Below are 16,706 nucleotides of genomic sequence, written 5' to 3'. Positions count from 1 at the left end.
TTTGTCAATCTTTGCATCGGGTGCTGCATCGGTCCGGCACGCGGCCCTTGTTGCGTCCGAGGCTTCGGATTCCGGAAGACCGGACGACGCACCATCCGGCCCAGCATGAACCTTCCTGCCTCGCGGTGCGTTCGCTCTCCATGAATGGCCTAAGCCATAGGAAAATCGAAATGAATCGCATCCTTCTCGCATCGGCCGCCATGGTCGGTGCACTCATCCTCATTCCCGCATCCGCCGATGCCCGCGGCGGCGGCGGATTCCGTGGCGGCGGCGGTGGCCATATGGGCGGCTTCGGCGGTGGCGGTCGTGGCTTTGGCGGCGGTGGCGGCGGGTTCCGCGGCGGCATGGCCGGCGGTGGATTCCGCGGCGGCTTCGGCGGCCAGGGCCTGGCCGGGCGCGGCTTCGGAGGAAGCCAGGGATTTGCGGGCCAGGGTCTCGCGGGTCGCGGCTTCGGTGGTGGACGCGGCCTGACGGCGGCCGGATTCGGCAACGGGACGGCCTTCGGCGGCAATCGCGGCGGCTACGGCGGGTTCAACCGCGGCGGCTATCGCGGTGGGTTCGCCGGCAACCGGGGCGGCTACGGCTATCGTCGCGGCTACGGTGGGATCGGCCTCGGCGTCGGCCTGGGACTCGCCGGAGCCGGCATCGGCTACGGCCTCGGCAGCGGATTCTACGGTGACGACTACTACGGTGGCGGCTACGCGCCGGCCTATTACGGCGGTGGTTACGGTGGCGGCGGCTACGGCGGTGGCTACGGTGCCTACGGCGGTGGCTACGCCCCGGCCGGCTACGTCGAGACCCAGGTTGCGCCTCAGGGCGGCGACGTCGCCTACTGCATCCAGCGCTTCCGGTCGTACGACCAGCGCTCGGGCACCTATCTGGGCAATGACGGCCGCCGCCACGCCTGCCCGCAGTAACACCGGCCCGACGTAAGAAAGGCCCCGGCGCTGGAACCGCGCCGGGGCCTTTTTCGTGTCAGGAGCCCTGGAGGCTCTCAGCGAAATCGTCAGGCACTTCGCCGAACTGGGCCAGGATGGTGGCGCCTTCGAGTTCGCCGGTCTCGTCGTCGGCAACCACCCGGATGGCCGCGGTGCCGGGGAAGCGCGCCGCCATGGCCTCCGCCTTCTTGAGCGCGCCGCTCTCCGTGGGTGCCACCTCACGGTCGCCCGGCACGAGGCGCTTGCGCTTGATCACGAAGGTCTGCACCAGGAACGTCGTCTTGAGGGCCATCGCGGTCTCCGCCGGGCGGGATCGCCTCCGGACATGGATCGCCTTATCACGAAACCCGAAGGGCCCTACCAAAGACGGATCAGGCGGTAGCCGGCTACGACGTCGGCAGGATGGATTCCGGCCTCGGCGACGAGGCGCAGGCTGACGCGAAACAGCGTCCGGCTGAAGGCGCCGGAGAACAGGAACAGGGCGGTGAGCACGAGGCCGGCATGGCGGGCGCCCGCATCCCCCAGCGCCTGCCAGGTTCCGGGCAGCCACGGCCGCAGGGCGGCGTAGCCGTCGAGCCCCGGGATCGGCATGAGGTTGAGGACGAGGGCCGTCCCCTGGAACAGGGCCGTGACGGCCAGGACCGCGCGCAGGGTCGTCGAGTCCTCACCCGACAGGTGATAGAGGATCACGAGGCCGAGGAGGCACACGAGGGTCATGGCCGGTCCGGCCAGGGCCACGGCCATGGGCCAGATCCGGCCGCGCAGGGCCTGAGGGTCGAGCCGCACCGCCCCGCCCGGAAAGCCGATGCCGCCGAGAATCGTGAAGACGACGGGCAGCACGAGGGAGGCCACCGGATCTCCGTAGCGGCGTGGATCGAGGCTGAGATAGCCGCTCGCCGGCACCCCGGTGTCGCCGCCCCTCCAGGCGACGTAGGCATGGCCGAACTCGTGCAGGCACAGGCCCAGGACCCACGACGTCATCACGAACGCGAAAGCCGCCCCCGAACCCTCCACGAGGCCGCCGCCGATGGCGAAGCCGAGCGCGCACACGAGGAGCGCGACGAGGAGGAAGTTGACGCTGACGCCCGGGCTCGGGTCCGTCCGGCCGCCGGTCTCCCGTGATGTGGTCTGCTGCATCCCGGTCCCCGCGCCGCCGCGGACCGCCGACGGCCCGCGCCCGGACGGCGCGACGCAACATCGCTGGTGACACGCAGAAGTCCAGCCCCTAGCTCTGCGTCCAATTTCTGCAAAACCAGAACCCCGGCGAGACACGCCCCGCATGCGCCTGCTCCTGCTCGTCGTCCTCGGTCTCCCCGCCGCGATCCTGGGTGCGCTCGTGGCGTTCCAGCGCCACCTGATCTACCCCGGCGCCTACTTTTCGCGGCACGCCGAAGGGGAGGCGCGGCCCACCCCCGACGGGACGGCGGCGGTGACGCTAACGACGCCGGACGGGGAGCGTCTCCTCGGCTTCTGGCGCCCGCCCCGACCCGGCTGCGGCGTGGTGCTGAGCTTCCACGGTAACGCCTCGGCCCCCGAATCCGCAGCCGGGCGCTTCACCGCGGGGCCCTGGGAGCCGGCGGGCTGGGGTGTCCTCGCCATCGCGTATCGCGGCTATCCGGGCTCGACGGGGCGCCCGAGCGAGGACGGCCTTATCCGCGACGGCCTCGCCGCGAGCGACGCCGTCGCCGCATGGGCGCCGGGGGCGCCGGTCCTGCTCCACGGCCACTCCCTCGGGGCAGCCGTGGCGGTGGCGGTGGCGGAACGCCGGCCCCATCTCGGCCTCTACCTCGAAGCGCCGTTCGATTCCCTGCGTCACCTCGTGGGCCTGCGCTACCCGCTCGTGCCCCGGCTGTTCCTGCGGGACACCTATCGCTCGGACCTGCGCATCGCCGGGACGTCCGGTCCGGTCTTCGTGGTGCACGGCCTGCAGGACGGGGTGATCCCCCTGGCGCTCGCGCGGCGCCTCGCCGCCCTCGCCGGCCCGCGCGCTCGCCTGGAGGCGATCGCCGGCGACCACGTATCGATTCTCGGTGAGCGCGACGCGGCGGCGCAGTCCACGTTCCGGGACGCCATCGTCCAGCTGGCCGCCGCCCCCACGGGGGATCACTCGGCGGCCGCCCTCGCGGCCCCCTGAGGGGAGCGATATGGGACGACGCGAACGGCGCTGGCGCGCGGACGATCCGGCCACCCAGGGGCCGCCCGCGCATGCGCCGGTGATCTGCCCCCTGTGCGAGCGCCCGATCCCGCCCCGCGCCAAGTCGAGCTTGCACCACCTCACCCCGAAGCTGAAGGGCGGCGCGAAGGCCGGTACCGTGCGCCTGCACCAGATCTGCCACTCGGCCATCCACGCCCGCTATAGCGAGGCCGAGATCGCCCGGCGCCTCGCCGACACGCAGGCGCTGCGCGAAGACACCGAGATCGCCCGCTTCGTCGCCTGGGTGCGGACGAAGCCCGACGATTTCCACGCGGCCACCCGCATGACCCGCACCCGCAAGGCCGGCCGGCGCGAGCCGTCCTGATCGGTTTTCCGGCGATCCGCTTAACCCGGCCTTCGCCACGATCCGACGCGGCCCGGCGCATCCCCCCGACCGGTATCCGTCCTTTCACGAATCCGCCGCGACAGTCGCGCCCGGACCAGCGGCGGGAGCACGGGGATCATGGAACAGGGGGCAAACGCGGGGCGGCTCGCCTGGGTCGATGTCGCCAAGGGCCTGTGCATCGTCCTCGTGGTGATGATGCATTCCACCCTCGGCACCGGCGAGGCCATGAATGCGGTGGGGCTCGGGAGCGAGGGCTTCCTCCACCACGTGGTGGCGTTCGCCAAGCCGTTCCGCATCCCCGACTTCTTCCTGCTGTCGGGCCTGTTCCTCGGCCGGGTCATCGACCGGGACTGGCGCCTGTTCGCCGACCGCCGGGTGGTCCACTTCGCCTACTTCTATCTCCTGTGGGTGGTGATCCAGTCGCTCGCCAAGTACGGCGCCATCACGGACGGGGCCGGACCGGGCGCCTTCGCGCGGCACCTCGCCATGACCCTCGTCGAGCCGTATTCGAGCCTGTGGTTCATCTACCTGCTGGCGGTGTTCTCAGTGGTGACGAAGCTGCTGCGGCGGGTGCCGTGGCCCCTGCTCCTCACGGGCGCCGCCCTGCTGCAGGTCGTGCCGGTGCGGACGGACATCTACCTCCTCGAGGAGTTCTGCGCCCGCTACGTCTGGTTCGTCATCGGCTACCTGTTCGCCGAACGGATCTTCGGGTTCGCCACCCGCGTGCGGGCCCATCCGCGCCCGGCGCTCATCGGCCTCGCCCTCTGGGCCGTGGTCGAGGGCGTGCTGGCCTTCACGCCGTCCGGCACCGCCGCCTACCCGACGCTCGCCAGCCTGCCGGGCCTCAGCCTCGTCCTCGGCGGCGTCGGCGCGCTCGCCATCGTCGCCGGCGCGTCGCTGCTGACCCGGGCCGGCGGCCCGGTGGCGGCGGCGCTCCGCGCCTGCGGCAGCCGCTCCATCGCGATCTATCTCGGCTTCTTCCTGCCCATGGCGCTGACCCGGACCCTCATCGTCAAGACCGGGGCGATCACCGATGTCGGCTGGGCCAGCCTCGTCGTCACCGCCGTCGCCATCCTGGTGCCCCTCGGCCTCGAGCGGATGGTCCGGCACACGTGGCTGTCGTTCCTGTTCCGCCGCCCGGCCGCGTTCCACATCGCCGATGCGCGCGCCCCGGCCCGGCCGGTGCTCACGCCGGCCTGACGCGCCGGCTCAGGCAGCGGCCCGGCGGGGGATCGCGAGAAAATCGAGGAAATTCCCGATCTCGCGGCGGCGGTTCGCGTCGTCGGTGATCTGGGCGTCGAGGCGGTGGCGGGCGAGGAGGTCCGGGTGCCCGGCGCGGTCGGCGTGGAGGCGGGCGAGGTCGTCGGCGAAGGCCGCCACGGCCGCCTCGTCGGGGCACGTCCCGTCCGCGATCATCTCCGACGCGCTCATCCGCAGCATGATGCCGAGGGCATCGAGGTCGGTCTCGGGGTGATACTGGGTGCCCCAGAACACACCCGGCCCGTGCACGATCTCGATGGCCTGGATCGAGCAGGCGTTGCTAGCGAGCAGCGTGGCATGGGCGGGCAGCCGGAGCACCGCATCGCCATGGATGGCCGGGGCGTCGAAGCGGTCGGGCCGGCCGGCGAGCAGCGGGTGGCCCTGCCCAGCCCGCGTCGGCGCGAGATCGCGGGCGAAGCCGTACTCGCCCCCCTTCGGATTAGGACCGGCCTCCCCGCCCGTCGCCACGGCGGCGACCTGCAGGCCCCAGCACGACCCGAACACCGACAGGCCGGCGGCGAGCGCCGCGCGCATCAGGTCGATCTGTCGGGTCGTCTCGGGCGTGCCGTCGGCGAGCTTCAGGGTCGAGCCCGTGACCACGAGGCCGGCATAGGCGGAGAGGTCCGTGCCCGCGGGCAGGGCCGCATCGGCATCGGCCGGGTTGATCAGGGTAGAGGTGCAGGACGCCCCGCCCCGCGTCCGAGCGACGTCCCCGATGAGCGCCGCGTAGGACTCCGCCGAGGTCGAGCCCGTGGCGTCGGCATGGCGGGCGCGGCCGCCGCGGTCGTTGCCGTCGGCGACGAGGATATTGAGCATCGAGCGGTCCTGGCGGGAAGGACACGGTGAACGGCGCGGAACTCCGCCCGTTCCGGCCCACGGACCGGGCGCGTCGCCGCACGCGCGGCAAGACGGGGACAGGGCTCCGCCATCTCCGCAGCGCTAAGGAACCCTTAAACCCGCCGTATTTACCGTGCGGAACCGAGCTGTCCCACGGGCGGGATGGTTCGGGACTTAGCGGGGCGCATGGCGAAGGGACGCGGACGCGACGGGCGGGGTGAGCCGAACTTCGACGTGCCCGAGGGGCGCGCGTCGAACCCGGCCGACCTCGACCTGCGCCTGTCGCGGACCGATCGCGCAGGGGGCGGCGTGGCACGACGGGCAACCGAGACCAAGGGCCGGCGCGCCGACGCACCGGACCGCACACCGCCCACGGCGAAAGCGCGGCCGCGAAAAGCCCGGCGGCGCTCGCTCATCGGGCGCTTCGTCTATGCGGGCGTGGTGCTCGGCCTGTGGGCCTGCATCGGCATCGCCGGGCTTGTGGCCTACCATGCCTCGCAGCTGCCCCCCATCGATCAGCTGGCGGTGCCCAAGCGCCCGCCCAACATCGCGATCCTGGCGAGCGACGGCTCGCTGCTCGCCAACCGCGGCGAGACCGGCGGCCGGGTGGTCGGCATCAAGGAGTTGCCGCCCTACCTGCCGCGCGCCTTCGTCGCCATCGAGGACCGGCGATTCTACTCGCATTTCGGCGTCGATCCCGTCGGCATCGCCCGCGCCATCGGCCAGAACCTGACCCGGCGCGGCGTCGCCCAGGGCGGCTCGACCCTGACGCAGCAGCTCGCCAAGAACCTGTTCCTGACCCCCGAACGCTCCGCCTCGCGAAAGATCCAGGAGGCGATCCTGGCCCTGTGGCTGGAGCACAAGTACACCAAGGACGAGATCCTCGAACTCTATCTGAACCGGGTCTATTTCGGCGCCGGCGCCTACGGCGTCGAGGCGGCGGCGCAGCGCTACTTCGGCAAGCCGGCGAAAGCCGTGACCCTCGCCGAAGCCGCCATGCTCGGCGGTCTCGTCCAGGCGCCGTCGCGCCTCGCGCCGAACCGCAACCTTCCCGCCGCCCAGGCCCGGGCCGCCCAGGTGCTCGCCGCCATGGAGGATCTCGGCTTCGCCAAACCGGCGGACGTGAAGGTGGCGCTGGCGCAACCCGCCCGGCCGGCGGGCGCGCGCGGCGGCGGCTCGGCCAATTACGTCGCCGACCTCGTCATGGACGTGCTCGACGACTTCCTGCCGAAGTTCGAGTCCGACATCGTCATTTCCACCACCGTCGACACCACCCTGCAGGCGGCGGGCGAGAAGGCCCTGGTCGACGAGCTCAACCAGAAGGGCGCGAAGTACAATGTCGGCCAGGGCGCCCTGGTCTCCATGCGGCCGGACGGGGCGATCCGGGCCCTGGTCGGCGGCCGCGACTACGCCCAGAGCCAGTTCAACCGCGCCACCACGGCGAAACGCCAGCCGGGCTCGGCGTTCAAGCCGTTCGTCTACCTCGCGGCGGTGGAGCACGGCCTGACCCCCGACACCGTGCGGGAGGATTCCCCCGTCAGCATCAAGGGCTGGAACCCGGAGAATTATTCGCGGGATTACCGGGGCCCCGTGACCCTGCGCGATGCGCTGGCCCTCTCCCTCAACACCGTCGCCGTGCGCCTCGGTCAGGAGGTCGGGCCGAAGACTGTAGTGCAGACGGCCCAGCGCCTCGGCATTTCCTCGCCGCTCCAGGCCAACGGCTCCATCGCGCTCGGCACCTCCGAGGTGACGCCCCTGGAGCTGGTGGGCGCCTACGCCACCTTCGCCAATGGCGGCACCGGGGTGATCCCCTACGTCATCGCCAGCGTGAAGGCGGCCGACGGCCGTGTTCTGTACAAGCGCAAGGACGGCGGCCTGGGCCGGGTGATCGAGCCGAACGCCCTGTCGATGATGAACGCGATGATGCACGAGACCTTCGTCACCGGCACGGCCAAGAAGGCCGAGGTGCCGGGCTGGGATCTCGCCGGCAAGACCGGCACGAGCCAGGACTTCCGCGATGCCTGGTTCATCGGGTTCTCCTCGACCCTGGTGACGGGCGTCTGGCTCGGCAACGACGACGGCGAATCGACGAAGAAGGTCTCGGGCGGCAACCTGCCGGGCGAGGTCTGGAAGGCCTACATGACCACCGCCCTGAAGGGTCAGGCCCCGACGATGCTGCCGGGTGCCAAGAGCTGGCGCAACCGCGCCCCGGCCGAGGCCCCCGCGACCACGGGCGCCACCGGCGGCGGCCTCATCGGCGCGTTGCTCGGCGAGCCTCAGCCCCAGCCGGCCCCGCGCGTCGCCACCGCCAGCCCGCGCCGCGCCGGCCCGAGCCAGGACGACCGCAACTTCCTCGAGAAGCTGTTCGGGGTCGGCGAGTAGCCGGCCCGAACCGCACCGGCGACGCACCGCCCGCGAGGTGGCTGGGATGACCGGACGAACGCCCATCGCGCCCGTGGGGCCGACGGCGTTCGCGTCGCGCGACCCGTCGTGTACGCCCGCGCCCCGATAACCATTCCTTAACGGGATGGTGGCGAACTTCTCTTCATGGTAGAGTTATTCAACCATTCCAAGAACGGCATCGCACGCTTCCGGGGCGCCGCTGAGGGTGGGGTCGTCCTCATCTTCGCCATCGCGCTGATCCCGATGCTGCTGCTCGGCGGCGTCGTCATCGATTACGGCACCAATACGAACGCCCGCCAGCAGGCGCAGAACGCCGTCGATGCCACGGTGCTGTCGCTCGCCAAGCTGCCGACAGCGACCACGGATGCCGTCCTGTCCGACAAGGCGACGAAGCAGGTGACGGCCGCGATGGCGAAGAGCCAAGCGGCGGAGATGACCGTCGTCACGGTGCGCTCCGGCGACACCATCCGGGTCACGGTCACGGGAACGACGCCCACCACCCTGACCCGACTCGCCGGCTTCACCAGCATGCCGCTTTCCGTCTCCGGGGTCTCGCGGCGCGGGTCCGGCAACCTCGAGATCGCCCTCGTCCTCGACAACACCGGCTCCATGCGCGGCACCAAGCTGGCGAACCTCAAGGCGGCGGCCACGGATCTCGTCAACAGCCTCTTCGCCGAGGTCGATCCGGCCAAGCCGAACGCCCTCAGGATGGCCGTGGTCCCGTTCTCGATGACCGTCAATGTCGGCGCCGGCAACGCGGCGGCGAGCTGGATCGACAAGGACGGGCTCGCCTCCTACCACTCGCAAATCTTCGCCTCGAAGGCGAACCGGCTCACCCTATTCGGCAAGCTCGGCGTCGCCTGGGGCGGGTGTGTGGAGGGACGTCCGATGCCCTACGACGTTGCCGAGACGGCCGCCACGCAGGCCACCGCGGACTCGCTGTTCGTGCCGTACTTCGCGCCGGACGAGTCGGATTACGACGGTAGTGCCGTCAACGATTACCTCGCCGACTACCCGTTCCCCAGCGGCCTGCTCGTCCTCGACAACCGGGTGCGCCAGGGTCAAGTCGCCAAGTACGGCACCGCCTGGAAGGTGTCGAAGACGGACCGCTACGGCGGCCCCAACGGCTACTTCTACGGCCCCAATGCCGGCTGCGAACTCCAGCCGATCACCCCCCTGACGAACTCCAAGGCGACGCTGACGAGCGCCGTCGGCGCCATGACGGTGAGCGGCGACACCAACATTCCTCTCGGCCTCGTCTGGGGCTGGCACGCCCTGTCGCCGATCGGCCCCCTGGTGAAGGGCGCCGAGTACACGGACGCCACCGTGCGCAAGTTCGTGGTCCTGATGACCGACGGCCAGAACCAGATCTCGAACACGCTCTCCAGCAACGGCTCGTTCTATTCCGGCACGAGCTACATCTGGGCTAACCGCGTCGGCACGGTGTCGTCGGACCCCGGCACGCGGACGGCCGCCCTAGACGGGCGCCTCGCGACGCTTTGCGCCAACATGAAGAGCGCCGGCATCCAGATCTTCACCGTGCGGGTCGAGGTCACCGACGGGACCAGCGATCTCCTCCGCTCCTGCGCCACCAGCCCATCGATGTTCTTCGACATCGCGGATTCGTCGGATCTCACCACGGCCTTCCGGGCCATCGGTGCCCAGATCAGCGAACTCCGGATCTCCCGGTAAGGGGACGCCCATGATGCCGGCAGGCTTCGTTACCACGCTCCGTCGCCACCATGCCGGCTTCGCCCGCGCCCGGAACGGCACGACGGCGGTAGAATTCGCCCTCGTGCTCCTGCCGTTCCTGATGCTGCTGGGCGCGATCTTCGAGGCCAGCCTCCTCACCCTGTCTCAGCAGACCCTCAGCAACAACCTCGACCGGGCCGGCCGCGCGGTCTTCACCGGCGCTTTCCAGGAGGGCTACGACGGCACCGACGCCGCCACGCGGTTCCGAACGGCCCTGTGCAGCGGGCCGGCCCTGTTCAACTGCGCGGACGTGAAGGTCGAGGTCACCACCGCCAAGACCTTCGCGACGATCTCGGTCTCCGATCCCTACGACGCGGGCGCCAAGGCCCTGTCGGCGAGCTTCGGTGCGCGCTTCCAGTGTCCGGCGGGCAACGACGTCGTGACCATCCGCGCCGCCGTGGTGGTGCCCCGGTTCTTCACCATCCTCGATCTCTCCCCGCGCAAGATCGGGGCGAGCGGCCAGCTCATCGTCGCGACCGCGGTGTTCCGCGCCGAGCCCTACGCCACGGGGCGATGCTGATGCGGCGCTTCGCAACCGGCGAGGACGGCATCGCCGCCCTCGAATTCGCCCTCCTCGCGCCGGTCCTGCTCCTGATCCTGATGGGGACCATCGAGCTCCCCCGGGCCTATGGCACCAGCCAGGGGCTGCTTCGCTCGGTCCGCACCATGGCGGACCTGATCTCGCGCGGCAGCGTCTCCACCGTGGACGACGTCTACGCGGCCGGTGCGGCGGTGACCTTCCCGTACAACACGACGGGTGCCGGCATCGTGCTGACGGCGGTCGGGGTCTATCAGCAGGGCAACACCCTGGTGGCCAAGGTCTGCTCCAGCGTGGCGCGCAACGCGACCGCGCGGGTCGTCGGAAGCGTCATCGGCGCGCCGCCCGAATCCGAACAGACCATGGGCGCGCGCTACGTCATGGCCGAGTCGAGCTTCACCTACACGCCGATCTTCAACATCTTCCCCGTGCTCAACAGCCTCATCTTCGCGAGGCAGGTGGCGTGGCCCATGCGCGGGACCGGGAGCGCGGCCGCGGCGGAGACGATCCTGCCCGGCGGCAAATCCTGTCCCACGGCTTGAGTCCCGTCCGGACGGCACGACATCGGACGGCGACTTGGATCGGCCCCATGGGCCACGCCGCCCGCTCACCAGTACAGCTGGAACCGCCCGATGAACGTGTCCGCGTCGACGGTGCGCCCGCCGGCCAAGGCGGATGGGCTCGCATGCGAGCGGACGTAATCGGCCACGAAGCGGATGTTGCGGTCGGGATACCAGTTCAGCCCCACCGTCACATCGCGCTCGATGCCACCCCGTAGGCCGCCGTCGTCGAGGTCGAGGGCGCTGAAGCGGGTGGCGAGTTCGAACACGCCGAGACCGCCGCGCGTCACCCGGGCGGCCTCCGGCACCACCACCCCGGCGAACACCGCGTAGGTGGCACCGTACTCGGGCGCGAGCTTGTAGGCGCGGCCCTGGCCGTTCAGCACGAGGCTCGCCTGGATGTAGCCGCCCTGGAAGCTCAAGGGGCCGGCGCCGGAGCGCTCGACCTGGGTGCGGATGTACTCGGCCTGCACGAGGAACGGCCCGTTCCGGTAGGCCGCCTCCAGGCCGAGGCGGGCGATGCGTGTCGCGTCGCGGATGTCGCCGGTGTCGACGAAGGTCTGCCGGAACAGGAACGCCTCGGAACGGCTCGACAGGGACAGGGGTGCGGCGTCGCGCGGCAGGTCGCGCACGCTGCCGGCCAGACCGAGATGCAGGACCGCCGCGTCCGTGCGGATCGGCGCGTAGGTGGCCCGCGCCGTGGCGGCGACCCCCTCACGGGTGATGCCGGTGTTGGCGTTCCCGCCGAACACGCTCGCCGCCACGGTCCAGTCCATGCCGTGGTGCCCGAGGGCGATGCCAAAGTTGCGGGCCGGCGCGAAGGCGTCGGCGAGCGAGCGCTCGGTGAACAGGGTGGCGTTGTCGCTGATGAGCTGGTCGAGGCTGAACGGCTCCTTCATGTTGCCGACGGTCAGCAGAGTGTTCGCCAGGCCCGTATAGGCGACGGCGGCGTCGTTGATCGGCCGCTGGGGTTCCGCGAAATCGTACTGGAACGCCACCTCCAGCGTCTTGCCGTAGCTGAGATAGCTCTCGATCCACGCGCGCCGCACGGCGATGTTCTCGGGGAACGGCTCGGGCAGGCCGGACTGGCGCAGGGAAGCGGCGCCGTAATCGAGCTGGAGCTTGCCGCCGATGCGCAGCTTCGGCCCGTCCTCCGGGAAGGCCAGGGTGATGCCCTTCTCGTCGATGGTCAGGGTCTCGCCGCCCGGCTGTCGGGGCGGCTCGGTCGCCCAGGCCCGGGCGAGGCCGGCGAGCAGGAACGAGATCGACAGGCCGATCCGGGTGATCATCGCCGCGGAATTCCTTCGGATGCGCGGGAAGCGCTTTAGCGTGCGCGCAGGCGCGGCGCGGCGTCCGGCGAACCACAGGCGCCCGAAAAAACGCCGTCCCGCGCGCCCGCGACGGCGCGTCACAGCATCGGCAGGTGGCGCGGGCGCGGGCCGCGCGGGAACGCGGCGTCGAGGGCCGCGATTTCGGCGGCCTCCAGGACGAGGTCGCCGGCCGCTGCGTTGGCGACGGCGCGCTCCGGCGACCCGGTCTTCGGGATGGCGAAGACGCCGTCGTGCCGCGTCAGGAAGGCGAGGGCCACGGCGTGGGGGCTCGCTGCATGCGCCTCGGCGATGCCGGCCAGCACCCGCCCGCCCCGGCCGTTGGCTTTGGGGAAATCACCGCTGCCGAACGGCGAGTACGCCACCAGGGCGACGCCGTTGCGCCGGCACCACGGCTCGACGGCGTGCTCGATGGCGCGCTCGCCCAGGTGATAGAGCACCTGATTGCACGCGATGGCGCCCGGGCCGGCGATGTTCAGGGTCTCGTCCAGGCCATCCACGTCGAAGTTGCTCAGGCCCCAGGACAGGATCTTGCCCGACGCCTTCAGGGCCTCGAACCCCGCGATGGTCTCCTCCAGGGGATGGGAGCCCGGCCAGTGCAGGAGGTAGCTGTCGAGGCGGTCCGTGCCGAGGCGCTTCAGGGAGCGCTCGCAGGCCGCGATGGTGCCGGCGCGCGAGGCGTTGGAGGGCAGCACCTTCGAGACGAGGAACACGGCCTCGCGCTGTCCCGCGATGGCCTCGGCCACGAGGGGCTCGGCCGCGCCATACATCTCGGCGGTGTCGATATGGGTCAAGCCGGCCTCGATCCCGGCCCGCAGGGCGGCCAGCGCCCGGGTCCGATCGTCGTCGTCGAGGCGCCAGGTCCCCTGCCCCAGCACCGGCACGTCCCGTCCCGTGGCACCGAATGCGCGTTGCCTCATCGTCCCGGCCCTGTCCTTCGTTTGTCCCATCCCAACGCGTCCGGGCGGCATTCGACGCACCCGAGGGGCTGCGGCCATACTGGCGCCATCATGCGACGGTGTGCAGGGAGTCTACGGTTCCGCTTCCACAGCGCCGCCCGCGCGGCGCCGGCACCATCGCGAGGGATGTCCCGTGGGCAGCGCCGCTCCGTTCCCGTCCCGCGCCCGTTCCCAGAACCGGGACCACGCCTGATGCTGCCACAGCACCGCTGGTTCTGGGTCCTCATCCTCGTCGCCTGCGGCGGGGCCGGCCTCCTCTACAACGTCCTGTTCGCCGGGGGCGCGACGCCGCTGGCCGGCCTCGCCTACGGCCTGTCCGTGGGCATCACCACCCTGGCCTTCGACCGGGGGCTGATCCTCGGCGGCCTCCAGGCGCGGATGCGGCGGATGCCGGCGAAATTCTACGTCCCGGCGGCCGAGCTCACCTACGTCCTCATGATCGCCGCCGGCATCGCGCTCGGCGGCCTCGTCGTCTGGGCGCTGGGCCTCACCGACGACAGCCTGTCCAACGCCGTGAAGATCACCCCCCGGGTGCTGGCCTACTCGCTCGCCGTCTCGGCGCTCCTCGTCTTCGTGATCCGCATGCGCGACCTCATCGGCGGCGAGGTGTTCGTGAACTTCCTCGTCGGGCGCTACCACCGCCCGGTGCGGGAGGAGCGCATCTTCCTGTTCCTCGATGTGGTCGGCTCGACGGCCTTCGCCGAGACGCACGGCGACCTCAAGGCCCAGGCCTATCTCGGCGCGGTCTTCGCCGCCATGGCCGAGCCCGTGCGCCGCAACCGGGGCTCCACGGACGACTACATCGGCGACATGGCGATGATCACCTGGCCCATGGCGCGCGGCCTCAAGGACGCGCGCTGCGTCGCCTGCGTGTTCGACGTGATGGACCGGATCGAATCGGAAGCCGACGCGTGGCGGACCCGGTTCGGCACGGTGCCGCGCCTGCGCGCGGCGCTCCACGGCGGCTCGGTGGTCACGGCCGAAGTCGGCGTCGACCGCCACAAGATCGCGTATTTCGGCGATGCCGTGAACGTCACGTCGCGCATCGAATCCCTGTGCCGGCCGCTCGGCACCGAGATCCTCGTCTCGGACGACCTCCTGGCGCGCTTAGCCCACCTGCCGCCCGGCATCGCTGCCCGGTCCCTCGGGGCCCATGCCCTGCGCGGCCGCGGCCAGCCCCTCAGCGTCTCGACCCTGGAGCGCGCCGCGGCTTTGCCCCGCGCAGAGCCCGACGCCCCGCCCCGCCGCACGGTGGCGGCGCGATGAGCGAGACCCCGATCGTCGTCTACGTCGATGCCGATGCCTGCCCGGTCAAGGACGAGACCTACCGGGTGGCCGGACGCTACGGCCTCCACGTGGTCGTGGTGGCCAACAGCTTCCTTCAGGTCCCGCGCGAGCCGTGGATCGAGCGCGTGGTGGTGAGCGACAAGTTCGACGCCGCCGACGACTGGATCGCCGAGCGGGCGCGGCCCGGCACCATCGTGGTCACCGCCGACGTGCCGCTCGCGGCGCGCTGCGTGAAGGCCGGCGCCGAGGTGATCGCGCCCACGGGAAAGCCGTTCAGCGAGAATTCCGTCGGGATGGCGCTCGCCACCCGCAACTTGATGCAGGATCTCCGCGAGGCCGGCGCCATCACGGGCGGCCCGAAACCGTTCTCGGCCCGCGACCGCTCAGCCTATCTCGGAGCCCTCGACCGCACGGTGATGCGGCTGAAGCGAGCCGGATTCGGCTGACGTGCTCTCCGACGAAGTGGATACCGGTTCGTCGCAAGAAAGCACGGCACAAGGGGTCAGAGACCGACGGCGGCCTTCAGGGCGGCGTTGACGCGGTCCTGCCAGCCGGGGCCGTCCTTCTGGAAATGCTCCAGCACGGCACGGTCGAGCCGCAGGGTCACCATCTCGCGCGCGCCGGGCACGGCCGAGCCTGCCGGCGCGGTCGGGGTGGCGGGGCGCGCCGGGGCGGCATGCGCCGCCTCGGGGGCCTTGGTGGTCGCGGCCTTGAAAGCGGCCTCAGCCGCCTGACGGGGGTCGCTCGGGCGGCGGGAACGCTCGAATGCCATGGATCTGTCCTCCGGCCCCGGTCTCAGGAAGACCGCTTGCGCTTCGGCGGCGCGGCCGCGGCGGCGGCGGCCTTGGCCTCCGCGTCGGCGGCTTCCTTGGCGAGGCGCAGGGCGCGCAGCTTCACCGTGCGCTCGTCGACGGCTTTGACGGAGGCGATGTGCTCGGCCATGGCCTCGGCACCTTCCTTGGCCATCCGCTCGGCCCGCTCGGCACGCTCCTCGGATCGGGTCCGGGCGTCGGTCTCGTCGCTCATTGCATTCCTATCCTCGACCCCTCCTTGGGATCGCGCGCGATCTCGTGGGCGGGCCGCGGCGAGGCGAACTCGCGCGGCTCGGCGACCGATGAGGTCACGACGCGCACCGGATGGACCGCGCGTGAGCGGCGGTCGGGCGGCGGGAAGGGCTAGTCCACACACCTTCGCGCGGATCGGCTTCAGGCGGGATTGGTCCGGTCTAGCATGGCGGGGCCGGAAAAGGCCAATCGTCCCGGTGCTTATCCGCACTTATCCGCACGCCCCGCCGCGAAGACGGGACGCGGCCGCCACCGCCGCGATCCGCGCGCGCGTTCAGAACAGCGAGATCAGGACGATTCCCGCGATCATGAGGGCGGCGCCCCCGAGCCGCGACGGGCCGGCCTTCACCTGCTTCATGCCGACCCAGCCGAAATGGTCGAGGGCGACGGAGGTGAGCAGGTTGGCGGTGATGAGCAGGCCGTTGAAGGCGCCGGCCCCGACCGTGTCGACGAAGAGCAGGCCGCCGAACACGGCGACGGCCCCGGTGATGCCGGCGAGCGGCATCCACCAGCGCACGCCTTCCACGTCCTGCTTCGTCGGCAGCGGCGTCGGGCGCAGGAGGAAGACGAGGACGAAGACGAACACGACGGGCAGGAACGAGACGGTGGCGGCGAGCCAGGGGTTCACCAGGGCGCCGCGCAGCCCGGCATTCCAGACCACGCCCACGGCCTGCAGGATGCCGGCGACGACGATGAACGGGTAGAGCAGCTTCGGATTGAGGCCGTGCCCTGACTCCTTTTCATCGCCCTTATCGGCCGTGGTGCGGGCGATGAAGACGACGCCGACCGCCATCAGGAGGCCGCCGAGCCACGGCATCACCTTGAACCCGCTCCCCGGCAGCCCGAACAGGCCGAACGCGTCCATGGCGAGCGAGGCCAGGATGTTGGCGGTGAGCGTCAGGCCGTTGAACGGGCCCGCCCCGACCTTGTCGATGAAGGCGAGCCCGCCGAACACCGCCACCGCGCCGGCGACGCCGCCGAGCGGCGCGTACCAGGGCATCTTGGCGAGGGTCTCCAGGGTCGGCAGCGGCGTCGGCATGACGAGAAACAGGGTCGCGAACACGAACACGATGGGCAGGAACGACACCGAAGCGGCGAGCCACGGGTTCACGAGCCGGCCGCGCAGCTGCGCGTTCATGGAGTTGCCGAGCGCCTGGAGGGCGCCCGCGACGAGGATGAAGGGATAGAGCAGGGCGGGGTTCACGGGCGGCCTTGGCGAGAGAGATCGGACGAAGGGGGA

At 71.2% G+C, this 16,706-nt stretch carries 18 protein-coding genes; 10 read left to right on the top strand and 8 right to left on the bottom strand.

Annotated elements, in window-relative coordinates:
* Positions 1–170 precede the first annotated feature (170 nt).
* Positions 171–917, top strand: coding sequence for a BA14K family protein (locus MKK49_RS21830; RefSeq protein WP_244031991.1), 747 nt, complete (start codon positions 171–173; stop codon positions 915–917).
* Between the two features lie 58 nt (positions 918–975).
* Here the strand turns inward: MKK49_RS21830 and MKK49_RS21825 are convergent, their stop codons facing one another.
* Both MKK49_RS21825 and MKK49_RS21820 read right to left on the bottom strand, forming a co-directional pair.
* Positions 976–1,230 carry a hypothetical protein gene (locus tag MKK49_RS21825; RefSeq protein WP_244031990.1) on the bottom strand — a complete coding sequence of 85 codons (255 nt, stop codon included), beginning with the start codon at positions 1,228–1,230 and terminating at the stop codon, positions 976–978.
* Between the two features lie 65 nt (positions 1,231–1,295).
* Positions 1,296–2,075 carry a site-2 protease family protein gene (locus MKK49_RS21820; RefSeq protein ID WP_244031988.1) on the bottom strand — a complete coding sequence of 260 codons (780 nt, stop codon included), beginning with the start codon at positions 2,073–2,075 and terminating at the stop codon, positions 1,296–1,298.
* A gap of 142 nt (positions 2,076–2,217) precedes the next feature.
* Here MKK49_RS21820 and MKK49_RS21815 point away from each other — a divergent pair, with 142 nt between their 5' ends.
* The 3 genes from MKK49_RS21815 to MKK49_RS21805 all read left to right on the top strand — a co-directional run bounded on the left by MKK49_RS21815 (position 2,218) and on the right by MKK49_RS21805 (position 4,678).
* A complete protein-coding gene (locus MKK49_RS21815; protein WP_244031986.1) occupies positions 2,218–3,072 on the top strand; it encodes an alpha/beta hydrolase in 855 nt (284 codons plus the stop codon).
* A gap of 10 nt (positions 3,073–3,082) precedes the next feature.
* Complete coding sequence (locus MKK49_RS21810; protein WP_244031985.1) at positions 3,083–3,457, top strand: HNH endonuclease; 375 nt, start codon at positions 3,083–3,085, stop codon at positions 3,455–3,457.
* A gap of 138 nt (positions 3,458–3,595) precedes the next feature.
* Positions 3,596–4,678, top strand: coding sequence for an acyltransferase family protein (locus MKK49_RS21805; RefSeq protein ID WP_244031984.1), 1,083 nt, complete (start codon positions 3,596–3,598; stop codon positions 4,676–4,678).
* Between the two features lie 9 nt (positions 4,679–4,687).
* Here MKK49_RS21805 and MKK49_RS21800 read toward each other — a convergent pair whose 3' ends face one another.
* Complete coding sequence (locus MKK49_RS21800; protein ID WP_244031983.1) at positions 4,688–5,554, bottom strand: type 1 glutamine amidotransferase; 867 nt, start codon at positions 5,552–5,554, stop codon at positions 4,688–4,690.
* 207 nt (positions 5,555–5,761) lie between these two features.
* On the opposite strand from MKK49_RS21800, the gene MKK49_RS21795 reads away from it, so the two are divergent.
* The 4 genes from MKK49_RS21795 (at position 5,762) to MKK49_RS21780 (ending at position 10,810) form a co-directional block, all read left to right on the top strand.
* The gene (locus MKK49_RS21795; protein ID WP_244031982.1) at positions 5,762–7,957 is read left to right on the top strand and encodes a transglycosylase domain-containing protein; all 2,196 of its coding nucleotides are present in this window, start codon (positions 5,762–5,764) and stop codon (positions 7,955–7,957) included.
* Positions 7,958–8,122: 165 nt separating this feature from the next.
* A complete protein-coding gene (locus MKK49_RS21790) occupies positions 8,123–9,670 on the top strand; it encodes a TadE/TadG family type IV pilus assembly protein (protein WP_244031981.1) in 1,548 nt (515 codons plus the stop codon).
* A gap of 10 nt (positions 9,671–9,680) precedes the next feature.
* The gene (locus MKK49_RS21785) at positions 9,681–10,250 is read left to right on the top strand and encodes a TadE/TadG family type IV pilus assembly protein (protein ID WP_244031980.1); all 570 of its coding nucleotides are present in this window, start codon (positions 9,681–9,683) and stop codon (positions 10,248–10,250) included.
* Positions 10,250–10,810 carry a TadE/TadG family type IV pilus assembly protein gene (locus MKK49_RS21780; RefSeq protein WP_244031978.1) on the top strand — a complete coding sequence of 187 codons (561 nt, stop codon included), beginning with the start codon at positions 10,250–10,252 and terminating at the stop codon, positions 10,808–10,810. The genes MKK49_RS21785 and MKK49_RS21780 overlap by 1 nt, the downstream gene beginning before the upstream one ends.
* Positions 10,811–10,875: 65 nt before the next feature.
* On the opposite strand, the gene MKK49_RS21775 is transcribed toward MKK49_RS21780, so the two are convergent.
* Together MKK49_RS21775 and MKK49_RS21770 are read right to left on the bottom strand one after the other, a co-directional pair.
* Complete coding sequence (locus MKK49_RS21775) at positions 10,876–12,117, bottom strand: OprO/OprP family phosphate-selective porin (protein WP_244031976.1); 1,242 nt, start codon at positions 12,115–12,117, stop codon at positions 10,876–10,878.
* Positions 12,118–12,236: 119 nt separating this feature from the next.
* Positions 12,237–13,076, bottom strand: coding sequence for an aldo/keto reductase (locus tag MKK49_RS21770; RefSeq protein WP_244031975.1), 840 nt, complete (start codon positions 13,074–13,076; stop codon positions 12,237–12,239).
* A 231-nt stretch (positions 13,077–13,307) separates the two neighbouring features.
* Between MKK49_RS21770 and MKK49_RS21765 the strand changes: the two genes are divergently transcribed.
* Positions 13,308–14,381 carry an adenylate/guanylate cyclase domain-containing protein gene (locus MKK49_RS21765; protein ID WP_244031974.1) on the top strand — a complete coding sequence of 358 codons (1,074 nt, stop codon included), beginning with the start codon at positions 13,308–13,310 and terminating at the stop codon, positions 14,379–14,381.
* Positions 14,378–14,848 (top strand): YaiI/YqxD family protein, encoded by a 471-nt coding sequence (locus MKK49_RS21760; RefSeq protein ID WP_244031973.1) that lies wholly within the window; start codon positions 14,378–14,380, stop codon positions 14,846–14,848. The genes MKK49_RS21765 and MKK49_RS21760 overlap by 4 nt, the downstream gene beginning before the upstream one ends.
* 56 nt (positions 14,849–14,904) lie before the next feature.
* On the opposite strand, the gene MKK49_RS21755 is transcribed toward MKK49_RS21760, so the two are convergent.
* The 3 genes from MKK49_RS21755 to MKK49_RS21745 form a co-directional block, all read right to left on the bottom strand.
* Positions 14,905–15,174, bottom strand: coding sequence for a BrnA antitoxin family protein (locus MKK49_RS21755; protein WP_244031972.1), 270 nt, complete (start codon positions 15,172–15,174; stop codon positions 14,905–14,907).
* A 23-nt stretch (positions 15,175–15,197) separates the two neighbouring features.
* Positions 15,198–15,428, bottom strand: coding sequence for a hypothetical protein (locus tag MKK49_RS21750; RefSeq protein ID WP_056088527.1), 231 nt, complete (start codon positions 15,426–15,428; stop codon positions 15,198–15,200).
* A gap of 312 nt (positions 15,429–15,740) precedes the next feature.
* Positions 15,741–16,670, bottom strand: a complete 930-nt coding sequence (locus tag MKK49_RS21745) for a DMT family transporter (protein WP_244031971.1) — start codon at positions 16,668–16,670, stop codon at positions 15,741–15,743.
* Positions 16,671–16,706: the final 36 nt, after the last annotated feature.

Origin of the sequence: Methylobacterium sp. J-090, assembly GCF_022829345.1 — a bacterium.
GTDB lineage: Bacteria > Pseudomonadota > Alphaproteobacteria > Rhizobiales > Beijerinckiaceae > Methylobacterium.
This window is presented reverse-complemented; position numbering and strand designations above follow the sequence as displayed.